The sequence below is a fragment of the Variovorax sp. 10L421 genome (genome assembly GCF_056395365.1).
The window spans coordinates 460,538-475,828 of the sequence record NZ_JBFTJJ010000001.1 but is presented as its reverse complement, the minus strand read 5'-3'; the positions used below and the strand labels follow the sequence as shown (position 1 = coordinate 475,828).

At 69.5% G+C, this 15,291-nt stretch carries 16 protein-coding genes; 10 read left to right on the top strand and 6 right to left on the bottom strand.

Annotation, left to right across the window (positions count from 1 at the left end):
• Positions 1 to 16: 16 nt before the first annotated feature.
• Together AC1DFC_RS02310 and AC1DFC_RS02305 are read right to left on the bottom strand one after the other, a co-directional pair.
• Complete coding sequence (locus tag AC1DFC_RS02310) at positions 17 to 1,330, bottom strand: MFS transporter (protein WP_007829517.1); 1,314 nt, start codon at positions 1,328 to 1,330, stop codon at positions 17 to 19.
• Between the two features lie 109 nt (positions 1,331 to 1,439).
• On the bottom strand, positions 1,440 to 1,895 hold the full coding sequence (locus tag AC1DFC_RS02305) for a MarR family winged helix-turn-helix transcriptional regulator (RefSeq protein ID WP_056587461.1): 456 nt from the start codon (positions 1,893 to 1,895) through the stop codon (positions 1,440 to 1,442).
• A 75-nt stretch (positions 1,896 to 1,970) separates the two neighbouring features.
• Here AC1DFC_RS02305 and AC1DFC_RS02300 point away from each other — a divergent pair, with 75 nt between their 5' ends.
• The 10 genes from AC1DFC_RS02300 (at position 1,971) to AC1DFC_RS02255 (ending at position 11,113) form a co-directional block, all read left to right on the top strand.
• On the top strand, positions 1,971 to 2,519 hold the full coding sequence (locus AC1DFC_RS02300) for a PaaI family thioesterase (RefSeq protein WP_007829509.1): 549 nt from the start codon (positions 1,971 to 1,973) through the stop codon (positions 2,517 to 2,519).
• Positions 2,520 to 2,522: 3 nt separating this feature from the next.
• Positions 2,523 to 3,485 (top strand): LysR substrate-binding domain-containing protein, encoded by a 963-nt coding sequence (locus tag AC1DFC_RS02295; protein ID WP_413334811.1) that lies wholly within the window; start codon positions 2,523 to 2,525, stop codon positions 3,483 to 3,485.
• 103 nt (positions 3,486 to 3,588) lie between these two features.
• Positions 3,589 to 3,864: a DUF4242 domain-containing protein gene (locus tag AC1DFC_RS02290; RefSeq protein WP_007829504.1), complete on the top strand. Its 276-nt coding sequence runs from the start codon at positions 3,589 to 3,591 to the stop codon at positions 3,862 to 3,864.
• 48 nt (positions 3,865 to 3,912) lie between these two features.
• Complete coding sequence (locus tag AC1DFC_RS02285; RefSeq protein WP_413334813.1) at positions 3,913 to 5,769, top strand: AfsR/SARP family transcriptional regulator; 1,857 nt, start codon at positions 3,913 to 3,915, stop codon at positions 5,767 to 5,769.
• A gap of 77 nt (positions 5,770 to 5,846) precedes the next feature.
• The gene (locus AC1DFC_RS02280; protein ID WP_413334814.1) at positions 5,847 to 6,902 is read left to right on the top strand and encodes a Fe(3+) ABC transporter substrate-binding protein; all 1,056 of its coding nucleotides are present in this window, start codon (positions 5,847 to 5,849) and stop codon (positions 6,900 to 6,902) included.
• Between the two features lie 46 nt (positions 6,903 to 6,948).
• A complete protein-coding gene (locus AC1DFC_RS02275) occupies positions 6,949 to 8,628 on the top strand; it encodes an ABC transporter permease (RefSeq protein ID WP_478178626.1) in 1,680 nt (559 codons plus the stop codon).
• On the top strand, positions 8,625 to 9,308 hold the full coding sequence (locus AC1DFC_RS02270; protein WP_007829498.1) for an ABC transporter ATP-binding protein: 684 nt from the start codon (positions 8,625 to 8,627) through the stop codon (positions 9,306 to 9,308). Before AC1DFC_RS02275 ends, AC1DFC_RS02270 begins: the two co-directional genes overlap by 4 nt.
• Positions 9,309 to 9,413: 105 nt before the next feature.
• Complete coding sequence (locus AC1DFC_RS02265; protein ID WP_413334820.1) at positions 9,414 to 10,103, top strand: glutathione S-transferase family protein; 690 nt, start codon at positions 9,414 to 9,416, stop codon at positions 10,101 to 10,103.
• 63 nt (positions 10,104 to 10,166) lie between these two features.
• Positions 10,167 to 10,580, top strand: coding sequence for a lactoylglutathione lyase (gene gloA / locus AC1DFC_RS02260; protein WP_042672808.1), 414 nt, complete (start codon positions 10,167 to 10,169; stop codon positions 10,578 to 10,580).
• The gene (locus AC1DFC_RS02255; RefSeq protein ID WP_413314082.1) at positions 10,580 to 11,113 is read left to right on the top strand and encodes a DUF1697 domain-containing protein; all 534 of its coding nucleotides are present in this window, start codon (positions 10,580 to 10,582) and stop codon (positions 11,111 to 11,113) included. The genes gloA and AC1DFC_RS02255 overlap by 1 nt, the downstream gene beginning before the upstream one ends.
• On the opposite strand, the gene AC1DFC_RS02250 is transcribed toward AC1DFC_RS02255, so the two are convergent.
• From AC1DFC_RS02250 to AC1DFC_RS02235, 4 genes are all read right to left on the bottom strand, one after another.
• Positions 11,114 to 11,842 carry a haloacid dehalogenase type II gene (locus AC1DFC_RS02250; protein WP_478178625.1) on the bottom strand — a complete coding sequence of 243 codons (729 nt, stop codon included), beginning with the start codon at positions 11,840 to 11,842 and terminating at the stop codon, positions 11,114 to 11,116.
• A 2-nt stretch (positions 11,843 to 11,844) separates the two neighbouring features.
• A complete protein-coding gene (gene eda / locus AC1DFC_RS02245; protein WP_007829490.1) occupies positions 11,845 to 12,480 on the bottom strand; it encodes a bifunctional 4-hydroxy-2-oxoglutarate aldolase/2-dehydro-3-deoxy-phosphogluconate aldolase in 636 nt (211 codons plus the stop codon).
• Between the two features lie 160 nt (positions 12,481 to 12,640).
• Positions 12,641 to 14,482, bottom strand: coding sequence for a phosphogluconate dehydratase (edd, locus tag AC1DFC_RS02240; RefSeq protein ID WP_007829489.1), 1,842 nt, complete (start codon positions 14,480 to 14,482; stop codon positions 12,641 to 12,643).
• 196 nt (positions 14,483 to 14,678) lie between these two features.
• Positions 14,679 to 15,236 (bottom strand): OmpA family protein, encoded by a 558-nt coding sequence (locus AC1DFC_RS02235; protein ID WP_007829488.1) that lies wholly within the window; start codon positions 15,234 to 15,236, stop codon positions 14,679 to 14,681.
• Between the last annotated feature and the right edge of the window lie 55 nt (positions 15,237 to 15,291).

Genomic DNA, 15,291 nt, shown 5'->3' with positions numbered 1-15,291 from the left:
CGGGGGCTCCGCGCGCTCAGGCCCGTGCCGCGGCAGGCGCGACCTGCGCGCCGGCCTTCGCCGCCGGACGGCGGATCATCATCACGACCACCGCCGCCACCAGGCAGGCTGCGCCGGCCGCGTAGAGCGCCGGTGTGTAGGTCAGCAGCAGCGTGCGCGCGAAGCCGGCGCCGTAGGCGGCCGTGGCGGCGCCCAGCTGGTGCGCGGCAAAGACCCAGCCGAACACCAGGCCCACCTTGGCGGGACCGAAGGCGGCGCCCGCGAGCTTGACGGTCGGCGGCACGGTGGCGATCCAGTCGAGGCCGTAGAACATCGCGAAGATGCCCAGGCCGTAGATAGTGAACTCCGAATGCGGCAGCCAGAACAGCGACAGGCCGCGCAGGCCGTAGTACCAGAAGAGCAGCTTGCGGTTGTCGTAGCGGTCCGAGAGCCAGCCCGAGAGGATGGTGCCGACGAAGTCGAAGGCCCCCATCATCGCGAGCACCGAGGCTGCGGGCACTGCGCTCATGCCGTAGTCGCCGCACAGCGAGATGAAGTGCGTCTGCACGAGCCCGTTGGTGCTCAGGCCGCAGATGAAGAAAGTGGCGGCGAGGATGAGGAAGGTGCGGTTGGTCGAAACTTCCTTCAACACGCGAAACGGCGTGGCGAAGTTCATCGCCGGCGCGGCGGCGGCAGGCGCGGCCGGCTGGGTGCCGGGCAACTCGCCGTAGGGCAGCAGGCCCAGGTCCGAAGGCCGGTTGCGCATGAGGCACAGCGCCAGCACGCCGATCAGTATGCTGCCGGCCACGATCGGCACGATGGCCGAGCGCCAGCCCCAGTGCTCGATCATCCAGGCCGCGAGCGGCAGGAAGGCCAGCTGACCGGTGGCCGAACTGGCCGTGAGCATGCCGACCACGAGGCCGCGCCGCGCGACGAACCAGCGGTTGGCCACCACTGCGCCGAGCACCAGCGCCGTCATGCCGGTACCCAGGCCCAGCATCAGGCTCCACAGCACGAACAGGTGCCACAGCTGCGAAGCCATGGTGACCAGTGCCATGCCCAGGCCGACCAGCGCGAGGCCGGTGCAGACCACGGCGCGCAATCCGTAGCGCTCCATCAGCACCGCGGCGAACGGCCCCATCAGGCCGAACAGCGCGAAGCGAAGCGCCAGCGCCGACGAGATCTGCCCGGTGCTCCAGCCGAACTCCTTGCCCAGCGGCTGCAGCATGGCGCCCGGCAAGCCCAGCGCGGCCGACATGGTCAGCATGGTGAGGAAGGTGATGGCGGCGACGATCCATCCGTAGTGAATGCCGCGGCGCTGCAGCCATGCGGAGACGGGAGTGGCGAACATGGGACCTCTGCTGTTGGAATTGAATGTGAGGAGAAGCAAGAAACGAAAACGGAATCCGCGCGCGGCCTCGGACGCGATGGGTGAAGGCGTGCGGTTGGAAAGAAAAGGTTCAGTCTTCGGCGTCGGGCTCGTCCTCCGCGCCCAGCAGTTCCATCGACTCGTCGATCAGCCGGTGCAGCGCGAGCACACGCTCGACGCCCAGCAGCGCATTGAGTTTTTGCTGCGCTGCCTTCCAGTGCAGCTGCGCCTCGCGGCGCTTGGCATCGCCCTCTTCGGTGATCTGCACCAGCCGGCTGCGCGCATCTGCGCCGGCGCCCAGCGAGATCCAGCCCGCGGCGATCAGCGGCTGCAGGTTGCGGCTCAGGGTCGAGGCGGTCATCTTGAGTTCGCTTGCCAGGTCGACCGGGCGCGAGGGCCCGAGCCGCGCCAGATTCGACAGCAGCGAGTACTGTGTGGTCTTCAGGCCGCTCTTCGACACCTCGGCGTCGTAGTGCTGCGAGAGGCGGCGCGAGAGCTGGCGCACCTTTAAGCTGGTGCAGCCGCGTGGCTTGGCGAGGGTGTCCATGGGGTATTATTGTAGCTACAACTATTGCATATGCAACTTAACCCTCCAGACAACCCGGACAGGAGAACACCCGGCATGACGCAGAACCCCAGCCAGCTCGACGCATGGATCGCCGAAGAGCGAAAGATCACCGAACGCCTCGAAGCCGGCCCAGGCCCTGGCCTCGCCCGCCCCGACCAGATCGCGGGCAAGACCGGCCTCGAGATGATGCAGGCGATGCTGAACGGCGAGATTCCCTTTGCAGCCATCGCCAGGACGCTGGACTTTACGATCCTCGAAGTGCGCCCGGGCGTGGCCATCTTCCAGGGCACGCCGCTGCCGCAGCACCTGAACCCGCTGGGCACCATCCATGGCGGCTGGGTCGCCACGATGCTCGACTCCGCCCTGGGCTGCTCCGTCCACACGATGATGCCGCCCGGGCGGGCCTACACCACCGCCGAGCTGAACGTGAACTACGTGAAAGGCCTGACGCCCAAGGTGCAGCGCGTGCGCGCCGAAGGCAAGGTGATCCACTGCGGCCGCCAGCTGGCCACCGCCGAGGCCCGCCTCTTCGGGCCCGATGGCACGCTGTACGCGCATGCCACCACGACCTGCCTGGTGTTCGAGACGCGGCCGGCGGGCTGAGCCGTGGGAAACGAGATCCAGCCGGCCGACCTGGGCTTCTTCTGCGCGCTGGCGAGCGCCGGCAGCCTCAGTGCCGCGGCACGCGAGCTGGGTGTCTCGACGGCGGCCGTGAGCAAGCATCTCGCGCAGATGGAAGCGCGCCTGAGTGTCAGCCTGCTCAACCGCACCACGCGGCGCATGAGCCTGACGCCCGAAGGCGAGCTCTATCTCGAGCACGCGCGCCGGATCCTGAACGACATCGACAGCATGGGCGAAATGCTGGGCGCGTCGAAGGCGACGCCACGGGGTCTGCTGCGCGTCAACGCCACGCTCGGCTTCGGCCGCAGCCACATCGCGCCGTTGATATCCAAGTTCGTGCGCGAATATCCGGAGGTGGAAGTGCAGCTGCAGCTGTCGGTCAATCCGCCGCCGCTGACGGACGATTCCTTCGACGTCTGCGTGCGCTTCGGCGCGCCGCCGGATTCGCGCGTGATCGCAAGGCGGATCGCTGCCAACCGCCGCCTGCTGTGCGCCGCGCCGGCCTACATCGCCAGGCGCGGCATGCCCAAGGTGCCCGGCGACCTGGCCAGGCACAACTGCATCGGCATCCGGCAGGGCGAGGAGGCCTACGGCCTCTGGCGGCTGTCGAGCGGCCGGGGCAAGAGCGCCACCACGCAGGCCGTCAAGACACGCGGCACGCTGACGACGAACGACGGAGAGATCGCCGTCAACTGGGCGCTCGACGGGCACGGCATCCTGATGCGCGCGGAGTGGGACATTGCCCGCCACCTGCGCAGCGGCCGCCTCGTGCAGGTCCTGCCGCAGCACCACACGCCGGACGCGGACATCTACGCGGTCTACCCGCAGCGCCACCGACTCGCGGCGCGCGTGCGCGCCTTCGTCGACTACCTGGCACTGTCGCTCGCACGGCAGGCTTCGGCGGACCAGCCGGCGGACTCATCGGCGGCTGGCACCAGGCGGCGGTAGTCGCCAAGGGGGCCGCGGCGGGGTAACCCGCCGTCAAACGCAAGCTCAAACGCGCCGCGCCTACGGTCGCGCTCCCTTCGACTCTCTCTTCAAGGTGAGCCTCATGCCCAAATTCGTCATCGAACGCGCCATTCCCAACATCGGCGCCGCCAGCGCCGCCGAACTGCAGGCCGTGTCCCAGAAGTCGTGCGGCGTGCTGCGCGAACTCGGCCCCGACGTGCAATGGGTCCACAGCTACGTCACGGGCGACAAGATCTACTGCGTCTACAACGCGGCCAGCGAAGAGCTGGTGCGCGAGCACGCGCGCAAGGGCGGATTCCCCGCCGACAGCGTGGCCCGCGTGGTGACGACGATCGATCCGACGACTGCGGAGGCCTGACCCCACGATCCTGCCGCGCCCCGTGCCTCGCTCTGCCACACTGCGGGCATGAGGCCCTTCGTCCAGCTTCTTGGCGTGCCGTGTGTGGTGAGCGCAGACGGCCCGGTCGCGCCCATCCGGGGCCACAAGGCCTGGGGACTGCTTGCCTATCTCGCGCTCCAACCGGGCGCTGTTGCGCGGCAGCGCCTGGCCGGATTGCTGTTCGAGGACGCCGAAGACCCGCTGGCTGCGCTGCGCTGGAACCTTCGCGAACTGCGTCGGGCCCTGGGCGACTGCACGCTGCGCGGAGATGCGATCGCCTTTCCGCACGAGCACGTCGCCGGCGTGGACGTTGCCGTGCTGACGCGGGGAGACTGGTCGGACGCGTTGTCGCTCCATGGGCTCGGATGCGAGCTGCTGGAGGGCCTGGGCTTTTCATCGAGCCCGTCGTTCGCAGCGTGGCTGCAGTCCGAGCGACGAAGGATGCAGGCCACGGCGGAAGCCGTGCTGCGCGAAGCCGCCTTGTCCCGCGTGGCGGACGGGGCGCCGGGCGCGGCCGCCGACCTGGCCTACCGGCTCGTCAGCCTGGACCCGTTGGACGAAAACGCGCATGTCCTGCTGGTGCGCTGCCTTGCGGCGGCGGGCGACGGGATGGGCGCGGCGCGGCAGGCGGCCGCCTGCCGGGAACTGTTCAGGCGCCAGCTCGGCGTCGCACCCGGGCCCGCGCTGGCCGATGCACTGCACACCGTGACGGCCACGCCGACAGCCCGGCCGGCCATTGGCCGCGCGGGTGCCCTGGCGCAGCTCGAGGCTGGCGAGGCCGCCATCGGCGCGGGCGTGCTCGAGGCCGGCCTGCAATGCCTGCGCCGAGCCATGGTCGACGCCGACGGCACCGGCGATCCCGCCCTGCGCACGCGCGCGCGGGTCGCGCTGGGCGGCGCGCTGGTGCACGCGGCGCGCGGCCGCGACGAAGAGGGCGCCGCGGCCCTGCACGAGGCCTTGGCCATCGGCCGTGAAGCCGCGCCCGCACTGGCCGCCGCCGCATGCCGCGAACTGGGCTACGTCGAGTTCCTGCGAGGTCGCTATGAGCGCGCGCTGGCCTGGATGGCACGGGCAGAGCCATTGGCAGGCGACTCCCTTGCCGAGCGGGCCCGGATCGCCACGGTGAAGGGCTCCATCCTGAGCGACTCGGCCTATTACCCGGCCGCCATGGAAACGCTGCGCGACGCCGCAGCCTGGGCGTCGGAGGCGGGCGAGCCCAAACAGGTGATCTACGCCGAGTCCATGCTGGGTCGGGCCATGATCCTGCGCGGCGAATGGGAAGCAGCGAGGCCGATCGTCGACCGTGCCGTCGACCAGGCTGGCCGGCTGTGGGCCGCCTTCCTTCCCTGGCCCTTGTCCTTTCGCGCCGAAATAGATCTGAGCGACGGCCAACTGGAGCCGGCCGCTGAGCGCTTCGAGCACGCCTTCGCGCTGGGATGCCAGCTGGGCGATCCATGCTGGGAAGGCATTGCCGGCCGCGGCCTCGGACTGGTCGCGATGGCTCGCGGCGACGCTGCGCGCGCCGAGGAAATCCTGCTGGACACACTGATCCGCTGCACCCGCCCGCCGGACGCCTACCTGTGGGGCGAGGCCTATGTGCTGGAGGCGCTTTGCCGCCTTGGCGTGTCGCGGCGCACGTCGCCGATCCGCCGGCAGGTGGACGAGTTGATGGACATCGCCGCACGAACCGGCATGCGGGAACTCGTGGTGCGGGCCCACCTCCTTCGCGCCGCCCTCGGCGATCCGGATGGGGCGGTGGCCGCACGAACCCTGGCCACCGACATCGACAACCCGGCGCTCACCGCGTTGACGCTGAACGTCGATTCGCCTGCAGTAGGCCTTCAGCTCGTAAGTCCAAACGGCTCATCCCCTCTTCGTCAGTGATAATTGTTCGCATTGGTGCCGCACGCCGTGCCGCCGATGCTTTCACAAGAACACTTCACCGTCCTGGAGGATTTTTCATGACCGAACGCTCTGGCGCTCAAGTCCGCGCCGCGCGCGCATTGATCGGCGCCACTACCGCCTGGCTCGCCCTCACCGCCCTGCCCGCCCACGCTGCGAACGACGAACTCACGCTCTACACGACGCGCGAGCCCGCACTGATCCAGCCGCTGATTTCTGCCTTCAGCGCGCAGAGCAACGTCAAGGTCAACACCGTGTTCGTGAAGGACGGCCTGCTGGAGCGCGTCAAGGCCGAAGGCGCCCGCTCGCCGGCCGACGTGCTGATGACCGTGGACATCGGCGCGCTGATGGACCTCGTCGACGGCGGCGTGACGCAGCCCGTGAAATCGCCCGCGCTCGAATCGGCCATTCCGGCCAACCTGCGCGGCGCCGACGGCCAGTGGTTCTCGCTCTCGCTGCGCGCGCGCGTGCTCTATGCCGACAAGGCCCTGCCGCTCACGAGCTTCCGCTACGAAGACCTCGCCAGCCCGAAATACAAGGGCAAGGTCTGCATCCGCGCCGGCCAGCACCCCTACAACACCGCGCTGGTCGCCGCGCTGATCGCGCACGACGGCGAAGCCAAGGCCGAGCAGTGGCTGCGCGGCGTCAAGGCCAACCTGGCGCGCAAGGCCACGGGCGGCGACCGCGACGTGGCGCGCGACATCCTCGGCGGCATCTGCGACGTGGGCCTGGCCAACTCGTACTACGTTGGCCAGATGAAGAGTTCCAAGGAAGGCACCGACGCGCGCAAGTGGGGCGACGCCATCAAGGTGGTGCGCCCGACCTTCGCCAAGAGCGGCGGCACGCACGTCAACATCAGCGGCGCGGCTGTGGCGAAGAACGCGCCGCAGCGCGCCAACGCGGTCAAGCTGCTCGAGTTCCTGGTGTCGGAGCCGGCGCAGGCGCTGTATGCGCAGACCAACTACGAGTACCCGGTGCGCAAGGGCGTCGCGCTCGACCCGATCATCGCGTCGAGCATCGGCGAGCTGAAGGCCGACCCGCTGCCCGTGGCCGAGATCGCCAAGTACCGCAAGCAGGCCAGCGCGCTGGTCGACAAGGTCGGCTTCGACCAGTGACGCAAGCGGCCGGGCACGCCTTCCCGGTGCCTGAGGAAGCATGCGAATGACACGACGCCAGCTCCCGGGCCTGCACGCCGCAGGTCCGGTCTGGCGTCTTGCCTCGTTCGCCATCGCCGTCGGCGTGCTCGCGCCGGTGCTCACGCTGGCGTGGCTCGCCTTCGGCTCGGGCCTCGGGCACTGGGGGCCGCTGTTTGCGAACGTGCTGCCGCAGGCGGCGCTCAACACGGCCATGCTGCTCACGGGCGTGGGCGTGCTGGTGCTGGTGATCGGCACCGGCTGCGCGTGGCTGGTGACGGCGCATGACTTCCCGGGGCGCGGCGTGCTGCACTGGGCGCTGCTGCTGCCGCTGGCGATGCCAACCTACATCGTCGCCTTCGCGTACCTCGACCTGCTGCACCCCATCGGCCCCATGCAGGGCGCGATCCGCTGGATGCTGGGCTTCGACAGCCCGCGCCAGTTCCGCCTGCCCGACCTGCGCTCGATGCCCGGTGCAATCTTCGTGCTGGGCTTCGTGCTCTATCCGTACGTCTACATGACGGCGCGCGCGATGTTCATGACGCAGCCGGCGCACCTGATGGAAGCGGCGCGCACGCTCGGCGAGAGCCGGCGCGGCGCGTTCTTCCGCGTGGCGCTGCCGCTGGCGCGGCCGGCGCTGGCCGTGGGGCTGAGCCTCGCGCTGCTCGAAACGCTCAACGACATCGGCGCCTCGGAGTTCCTCGGCGTGAACACGTTGACGGTGGCGGTCTACACGACGTGGATCACGCGCTCCGACCTCGCAGGGGCCGCGCAGATCGCGTGCGCGATGCTGTTCGTGGTGGTGGCGCTGGTCTGGCTCGAACGCAATGGCCGGCAGCACCAGCGCTTCGGCTCGGCGCAGCGCATGCGCGCGGTGCAGCCGCGGCGGCTGCACGGTGGTGCGGCGTGGGCCGCCAGCGCGGCGGCGGCGCTGCCGGTGCTGATCGGCTTCGTGGCCCCTGCGTTCTACCTCGTGCGGGAAAGCTTCAAGCGGCTGCATCAGGGCGGCGGCATGTCCCAAGGCCTGGTCGCGAGCCTCGGCAACACGCTGGCGCTGGCTTCGGGTGTCACCGCGGCCGCAGTCGCGGCGGGGCTGGTCGTCGCCTGGGCCTCGCGCAGCCAGGGCGCGGGCCTCGCCAACCGCGCGCGATGGCAGGCGCGTGCGGCGACGCTGGGCTACGCGGTGCCGGGCACAGTGCTGGCCATCGGCCTGCTCACGCCGGCGCTGGCCTTCGACAGCGCGCTCGCCACGGCATTCGGATGGCAGGGCCTGCCGCTCATGGGCGCGGGCATCGTGCTGGTCGTGGCCTGCGCGATCCGCTTTCTCGCGATGCCGGTCGGCGGCATCGAGGCCGGCCTCGCGCGCATTCCGCCTGCCATCGAACAGGCTTCGCGCCTGCTCGGCGAAACCACCGGCGGGACGCTGCGCCGCGTGCACCTGCCGCTGCTGCGCCCCGCCATCGCCACGGGCGCGCTGCTGGTGTTCGTCGATGCGATGAAGGAACTGCCGGCCACGCTGCTGCTGCGGCCCGCCAATTTCGACACCCTCGCCACCTGGCTGTATGCCGAGGCCGCGCGCGGCACGTATGAAGAAGGCGCGATTGCCGCGCTCGCCATCGTGCTGGCCGGCCTGCTGCCCGTCCTGCTGCTCGCGCGCAACCAGCTGGGCGCGCCTTCGGCCGCACCCGGCCCCGACCAGACACCATGAGTTCCCCCCTGCACCTCGATGCGATCCAGCTCGCATACGACACACCGCGCGGCCCACACACGGTCGTCGACGGCTTCTCGCTGGCATTGGACGCCGGCGAAATCGGCTGCCTGTTCGGCCCTTCGGGCTGCGGCAAGACGACGGTGCTGCGTGCCATCGCAGGCTTCGAGCCCGTGCGCGCCGGCACGGTCCGGCTCGGCGACGTGCTGCTCTCGTCCGCGCAGAAGCACCTGCCGCCCGAGCAGCGGCACGTGGGCATGATGTTCCAGGAGTACGCGCTGTTCCCGCACCTGTCGGCGGCGAAGAACGTGGCCTTCGGCCTGCGCCGGCTCGGCCGCACGGCGCAGCAATCGCGCGTGGCGGAAATGCTGGCGCTGGTCGGCCTCGCCGACGCGGGCGAACGCTATCCGCACCAACTCTCCGGCGGCCAGCAGCAACGCGTCGCACTGGCCCGCGCGCTCGCGCCCTCGCCCGCCCTGCTGCTGCTCGACGAGCCGTTCTCCAACCTCGACGGCGGCACGCGCGAGCGGCTGGCTGCGGAGGTGCGCGGCATCCTCAAGCAGGCCGGCCAGACCGCCATCCTCGTCACGCACAACGAGGCCGAGGCGCACGCCATGGCCGACCGCATCGGCGTGATGCACGGCGGGCGCATCACGCACTGGCTCGACGCAGCGGCATAGCACACGAGGCCCATTTTCCGAATGGGCTTTCCGGGAAAAGGTTGTTCCGGACCGCAAGAATCGCGGCCTTCCAGACACATCCATCACCCAGGAACGGAAAGCCCCATGACGCAAGCTCTCACCCTCGTCAGCCACCTGCTGTGCCCGTACGTCCAGCGCGCCGCGATCGCACTGCATGAAAAGGGCGTGCCCTTCGAGCGCGTCGTCATCGACCTCGCGAACAAGCCCCAGTGGTTTCTCGACATCTCGCCGCTCGGCAAGGTACCGCTGCTGAAGGTGCGCCGGCCCGACGGCAGCGAGGCCGTGCTGTTCGAGAGCAACGTGATCTGCGAGTACCTCGAGGAGACACAGCCCGGCGCCCGCCTGCACCCCGAAGACCCGCTCCAGCGCGCCGAACATCGCGCGTGGATGGAGTTCGGCTCGGCCATCCTCGGCGACCTCTGGGGTTACGAGACCACGCAGGACGCGGCCGTGTTCGAGCAGAAGCGGCTGGCGCTCGTCGCCAGGTTCGAGCGCGTGGAAGCTGCGCTGGCAGCCTCGGGAGAAGGTCCCTACTTCGCCGGCCAGAACTTCAGCCTCGTCGACGCGGTCTTCGCACCGATGTTCCGCTACTTCGAGGTGTTCGACGCGATCAGCGACTCGCATGTCTTCGACGCACTGCCCAGGGTCAAGGCCTGGCGCAAGGCGCTGGCGGCCCGCCCCAGCGTGCGCGATGCGGTGGTGCCTGAATATCCCCGGCACCTGATGGAATTCCTGAAGCGCCACCAGGCCCACCTGCTGACACTGGCGGCTTGATCGTCGCGGCGGGAGGCAGACAATAGCGGCCTCCCTTTCTTCACGCCCAACGGCCCCCACGAGATGCGACTCCTCCACACCATGCTGCGCGTCGGCAACCTCCAGCGCTCCATCGACTTCTACACCAAGGTGCTCGGCATGAACCTGCTGCGCACCTCGGAGAACCCCGAGTACAAGTACAGCCTCGCTTTCATCGGCTACGGCAAGGGCAACCCCGAGCAGGCCGAGATCGAGCTCACCTACAACTGGGGCACCGAGAGCTACGAACTGGGCACCGCCTACGGCCACATCGCGCTGGGCGTGCCCGACGCGTACGCGGCCTGCGAGAAGATCAAGGCCGCGGGCGGCAACGTGACGCGCGAGGCCGGGCCGGTCAAGGGCGGCACCACCGTGATCGCGTTCGTGACGGACCCCGACGGCTACAAGATCGAGCTGATCCAGCGTGACGAAGGCGCCGCCGGCGGCGGCCTGCGCTGATGACTCGCCGCGTTGCCCTGCTGCGTGGCGTGAACGTCAACGGCATCGCGATCAAGAGCGCCGACCTGAAGGCGCTGTTCGCGGAAGAACTCGGCTTCGGCGCGGTGCGCACCGTGCTCGCCAGCGGCAACGTGCTGTTCGACACCGACGAGCGCGATGCCACCGCATTGCGCAAGCGCATCGAGCAGGCGCTGCGCAAGCGATTCGGCTACGAGGCGTGGATCGTGCTGCTCACACAGAAGCAGGTGGCCGACGTGGCCAAGGCCTATCCCTTCGAGCGCATCGACGACGAGCGGCATCCCTACATCGTGTTCGGCTCGGACACCGCGATGCTCGACGAGATCGTGGAGAAGGCCGGCACCGTCGATGCCGACGTCGAACAGCTGGAGCCCGGCAAGGGCGTGCTGTACTGGCAATGCCCGCGCGGCGAGAGCCTCGATACGCCGGTGGCCAAGCTGCTGGCCAAGACGCGCTACAAGTCGAGCACCACCACGCGCAACCTGCGTACGGTGGAGAAGCTGCTCACCGGCTGATCAGCAGCCCAGCAGGTCGGCCAGCGCCTCGATGTCGCGCGCATGCAGGTTGTTGTCCGGCTGCGGCGACACGTCCTTCGGCTTGGCGCGGCCGAATTCATGCGGGCGCTCGATGTAGGCCGTCTTCAGGCCGCACACGCGCGCGGCGGCCAGGTCGTCGTGGTGCGCGGCGGCCAGCATCACCTGACCCGGCGTTGCATCGAACACACCCGCCACGCCGAGGTAGGTGCGCGGGTCGGGCTTGTAGGCCTTGAACACCTCGGCCGACAGCACGCAGTCCCAGGGCAGGCCCGCACGCTTCGCCATCTCGGTGAGCAGGCCAATGTTCCCGTTCGACAGCGTGCAGATGGTGAACTTCTTCTTGAGCCGCGTGAGACCCGGCACCGAATCGGGCCAGGCCGGCAGGCGGTGCCAGGCGCGGCTCAGGTCGCGCCTGGCGGCCGTGTCGAGGCGCTCGGACAGGCCGAAATCGCGCAGCACCTGTTCGAGCATGCTCAGGTGCAGCTCGTCGAGCAGCGTGAAGCCGCCCTCGCCCGCGGCAATGCGCTCCATCACGGCCTTCATCGCGGGCTGGTAGCCCGCGCGCCACGCCAGCGCGAAGGCCGCGCCGTCCACGCCCGGCAATGCGCGCTCGACCTCGGCGGCAATGCCGCTGTGCCAGTCGACCACCGTGCCGAAGACGTCGAACGCGATGACCTTCAGGTCGCTCGCGTCGAAATCGGCGCGCATGATCAGCGCGGCAGCTGGCTCGCGGCGCGTGCCAGTTGCTCGATGCGGGCCCAGTCGCCTTCGCGGATCGCGTCGGTCGGCACGATCCACGAACCGCCCACGCAGGCCACGTTCGACAGCGCGAGGAACTCGGCCGCGTTGCCCGCCTGGATGCCGCCCGTCGGGCAGAAGGTGACGTCGCCGAACGGACCCTGCCAGGCCTTGAGCATCGGCAGCCCGCCGGCCTGCAGCGCGGGGAAGAACTTGAGTTGGGTGTAGCCGTCTTCCTGCGCCATCATGATCTCGCTGCCGGTGGCCACGCCGGGCAGCAGCGGCAGGCCGAGGTCGTGGCAGGCCTTGCCGACCGCACGCGTGTAGCCCGGGCTCACGCCGAACTTCGCGCCGGCCAGCGCCGAGGCCTGGGCATCGGCCGCGCTGCGGATGGTGCCGGCGCCGGCCACGGCCTCGGGAACGTCCCTGGCGATGGCTTCGATGCACTGCAGCGCCTGCGGCGTGCGCAGCGTGACTTCGAGCATGCGGATGCCGCCAGCCACCAGTGCGCGAGCGAGAGGGACGGCGTCTTTCACGTCGTTCAGCACGATGACCGGAATGACCGGCGCATCGCGCATGACTTCGAGGGCGGTGAGTTTCTTTGTCATTTCATAGCTCCATTACTTCAAGCACATCCGCGATCCTGAAAATCGCGGTGCTCAATTCCAGAAACACCGCGGAACGGGCTTTTGCCGGGCCACCGGTGTTGTCCCCGGAAGGGGGAAGGCGAAGCGGCACGAAGCACGCGCAGCCTGGGGGCGAGCCCGATTACAGCCATGAGCAGGCTCCTTCTTCGGCAGTGAGTGCATTGCGGCGCATGCCGGCGAACAGTTCGCGGCCGAGGCCGTGTCCATCGGCGATGCGCTGCGCTTCGGGCAGCGTCGCGGTTTCGCGCGCGGCCCATTCGTCTTCGGGCAGCAGCACGGCCAGCGTACCCGCTACCGCATCGAGGCGGATCAGGTCGCCGTCGCGCACCTTGGCGAGCGGGCCGCCCGCAGCCGCTTCGGGCGAGACGTGGATGGCGGCCGGTATCTTGCCCGACGCGCCGCTCATGCGGCCGTCGGTGACCAGCGCCACGCGGAATCCCTTGCCCTGCAGCACCGACAGCGGCGGCGTGAGCTTGTGCAGCTCGGGCATGCCGTTGGCCTGCGGGCCCTGCCAGCGCACCACGCAGACCACGTCGCGCTCGAGTTCGCCGGCGGTGAAGGCCTTGTGCAGCGCGGCCTGCGAGTCGAACACGCGCGCGGGCGCTTCGATGACATGGCGATCGTCGGGCACCGAGGACACCTTGATGACGCTGCGCCCGAGGTTGCCGCCCAGCAGCTTGAGGCCGCCAGTGGCACTGAACGGATTCGCGACCGTGCGTGTGATGGCTTCGTTCTTCAGCGGCGCCGCGGGACTCCATTGCAGGCGCTGTTCGGCGCCATCACCCGCCAGCGCCGGGATGTTCGCGTATTCGCGGATGCCGCCCGCGCGCACCGTCAGCACGTCGGCATGCATGAGGCCGGCGTCGACCAGTTCGCCGATCACGAGGCCGGGACCGCCCGCGGCCTGGAACTCGTTCACGTCGGCGCTGCCGTTGGGATACACGCGGCTCAGCAGCGGCACCACATCGGAGAGCTTCGAGAAGTCGTCCCAGTCGATCACGATGCCGGCGGCGCGCGCCACGGCCACCCAGTGGATCAGGTGGTTGGTGGAGCCGCCCGTGGCCAGCAGCGCGACCATGGCGTTGACGATGCAGCGCTCGTCCACCATCTCGCCGATGGGCGGGCACTGGAAGGAAATGTCGCTCGCCTTGCCCAGCACGGTGCGCACCGCTTCGCGCGTGAGCGTTTCGCGCATCGCGTCGCCGGGCTGGATGAAGGCAGTGCCGGGCACGTGCAGACCCATGGCCTCGAGCAGCATCTGGTTGCTGTTGGCGGTGCCGTAGAAGGTGCAGGTGCCCATCGTGTGATAGGCCGCCATCTCGGCGTCGAGCAGGCCCTGGCGGCCCACGAGGCCTTGCGCCGCCTGCTCGCGCACCTTCGATTTGGCATTGTTCGACAGGCCCGAGGGCATCGGGCCGGCGGGCACGAACACGGTCGGCAGGTGGCCGAAGTGCAGCGCGCCGATCAGCAGGCCCGGCACGATCTTGTCGCACACGCCGAGCAGCAGCGCGCTGTCGAACATGTCGTGCGTGAGCGCGACGGCCGTGCTCATGGCGATCAGGTCGCGGCTGAACAGGCTCAGTTCCATGCCGGGCGTGCCCTGCGTGACGCCGTCGCACATGGCGGGCACACCGCCGGCCACCTGCGCGGTGGCGCCGAGTCGGCGGGCCTCGTGCTTGATGATGTCGGGGTAGCCCTGGTACGGCGCGTGGGCCGAGAGCATGTCGTTGTAGGCGGTGACGATGCCGATGTTGGGCGCGCGCTCGGCCACCACGCGGAACTTGTCGTTCGCCGGGATGCCGGCCACGGCGTGCGCCACGTTGGCGCAGCCCATGCGGTCTGAGCCGCGGTCGCGGTCGCGGATTTCGGCGAGGCGGGAGAGGTACGCGCTGCGCAGCCCCTTGCTGCGCTCGCGGATGCGATCGGTGACGTCGCGGACGATGGGGTGTGTGCTGCTGCTCATGGGGTCGGTGGCTCTTGCTGCGTGCCGCCAGGGCGGCTGTGGGCCTGGAGACCCATGGTAACAAGCCGGGCACGAAAGCCCGATGAAATCCGGGTGCCCGCCAATACGAATCCACTCATCCGCGCCCCTGCAGCACCCATGAAAAAGCCCGGCGTCACCGGGCTTCTTCTGCTCTTGCAGCCGATGCGCGCGACGCTCAGTCCACCAGCTTCACCTCGACGCGGCGCGCCTCGGCATCGTTGCCCGAGCCGGCTGTCACGGCGGGCCTTTGCAGGTCGACCTTGGCCGCGGGCACGCCCAGGCCCACGAGCACGTCGCGCACCATCTCGGCGCGCTTCTTCGCGAGCTGTTCGTTGATGGCGGCGTCGCCGGTGGTGTCGTGGAAGCCCGAGACCACCGCCTTGCGGCCGCTCTCGACGCCTTTGATGACCGCGGCCAGGGCCTCGGCGGCGCCGGGTGCGAGGTCGGCGCTGCCGGTCGCGAAGTAGAAGTTCACCACGCCGTCGACCACGCGGATGCTTGCGCCGTCGGGGATCGTGACTGTCACGGTCTCGGTGACCTCGGCCACCTTGGGCGCGGCGCCGGGGGCCGGCGCCGAGACCACCACCGCCGCGGGAGCGGCGGCGGCCTGCGCGACCGCCGGGTTGTGGCCCCTGTGCCAGAGCACGATGCCGACCACGAAGAAGATCACCAGGGCGATCAGCGCCATGACGAATCCGAGGATGAAATTCTGCTGGCTGTCGTCATCGCTCATCGGGGATCTTGCTCCATAGGGAAGGGGTAGGTAAATAATGGTGCGGTGAACCATG

Bases quoted from the DNA above. Each gene is read 5' to 3' on its own strand.
- AC1DFC_RS02310 (WP_007829517.1), bottom strand. From the start codon at position 1,330: ATGTTCGCCACTCCCGTCTCCGCATGGCTGCAGCGCCGCGGCATTCAC.
- AC1DFC_RS02305 (WP_056587461.1), bottom strand. From the start codon at position 1,895: ATGGACACCCTCGCCAAGCCACGCGGCTGCACCAGCTTAAAGGTGCGC.
- AC1DFC_RS02300 (WP_007829509.1), top strand. From the start codon at position 1,971: ATGACGCAGAACCCCAGCCAGCTCGACGCATGGATCGCCGAAGAGCGA.
- AC1DFC_RS02290 (WP_007829504.1), top strand. From the start codon at position 3,589: ATGCCCAAATTCGTCATCGAACGCGCCATTCCCAACATCGGCGCCGCC.
- AC1DFC_RS02285 (WP_413334813.1), top strand. From the start codon at position 3,913: ATGAGGCCCTTCGTCCAGCTTCTTGGCGTGCCGTGTGTGGTGAGCGCA.
- AC1DFC_RS02280 (WP_413334814.1), top strand. From the start codon at position 5,847: ATGACCGAACGCTCTGGCGCTCAAGTCCGCGCCGCGCGCGCATTGATC.
- AC1DFC_RS02275 (WP_478178626.1), top strand. From the start codon at position 6,949: ATGACACGACGCCAGCTCCCGGGCCTGCACGCCGCAGGTCCGGTCTGG.
- AC1DFC_RS02270 (WP_007829498.1), top strand. From the start codon at position 8,625: ATGAGTTCCCCCCTGCACCTCGATGCGATCCAGCTCGCATACGACACA.
- AC1DFC_RS02265 (WP_413334820.1), top strand. From the start codon at position 9,414: ATGACGCAAGCTCTCACCCTCGTCAGCCACCTGCTGTGCCCGTACGTC.
- gloA (WP_042672808.1), top strand. From the start codon at position 10,167: ATGCGACTCCTCCACACCATGCTGCGCGTCGGCAACCTCCAGCGCTCC.
- AC1DFC_RS02255 (WP_413314082.1), top strand. From the start codon at position 10,580: ATGACTCGCCGCGTTGCCCTGCTGCGTGGCGTGAACGTCAACGGCATC.
- AC1DFC_RS02250 (WP_478178625.1), bottom strand. From the start codon at position 11,842: ATGCGCGCCGATTTCGACGCGAGCGACCTGAAGGTCATCGCGTTCGAC.
- eda (WP_007829490.1), bottom strand. From the start codon at position 12,480: ATGACAAAGAAACTCACCGCCCTCGAAGTCATGCGCGATGCGCCGGTC.
- edd (WP_007829489.1), bottom strand. From the start codon at position 14,482: ATGAGCAGCAGCACACACCCCATCGTCCGCGACGTCACCGATCGCATC.
- AC1DFC_RS02235 (WP_007829488.1), bottom strand. From the start codon at position 15,236: ATGAGCGATGACGACAGCCAGCAGAATTTCATCCTCGGATTCGTCATG.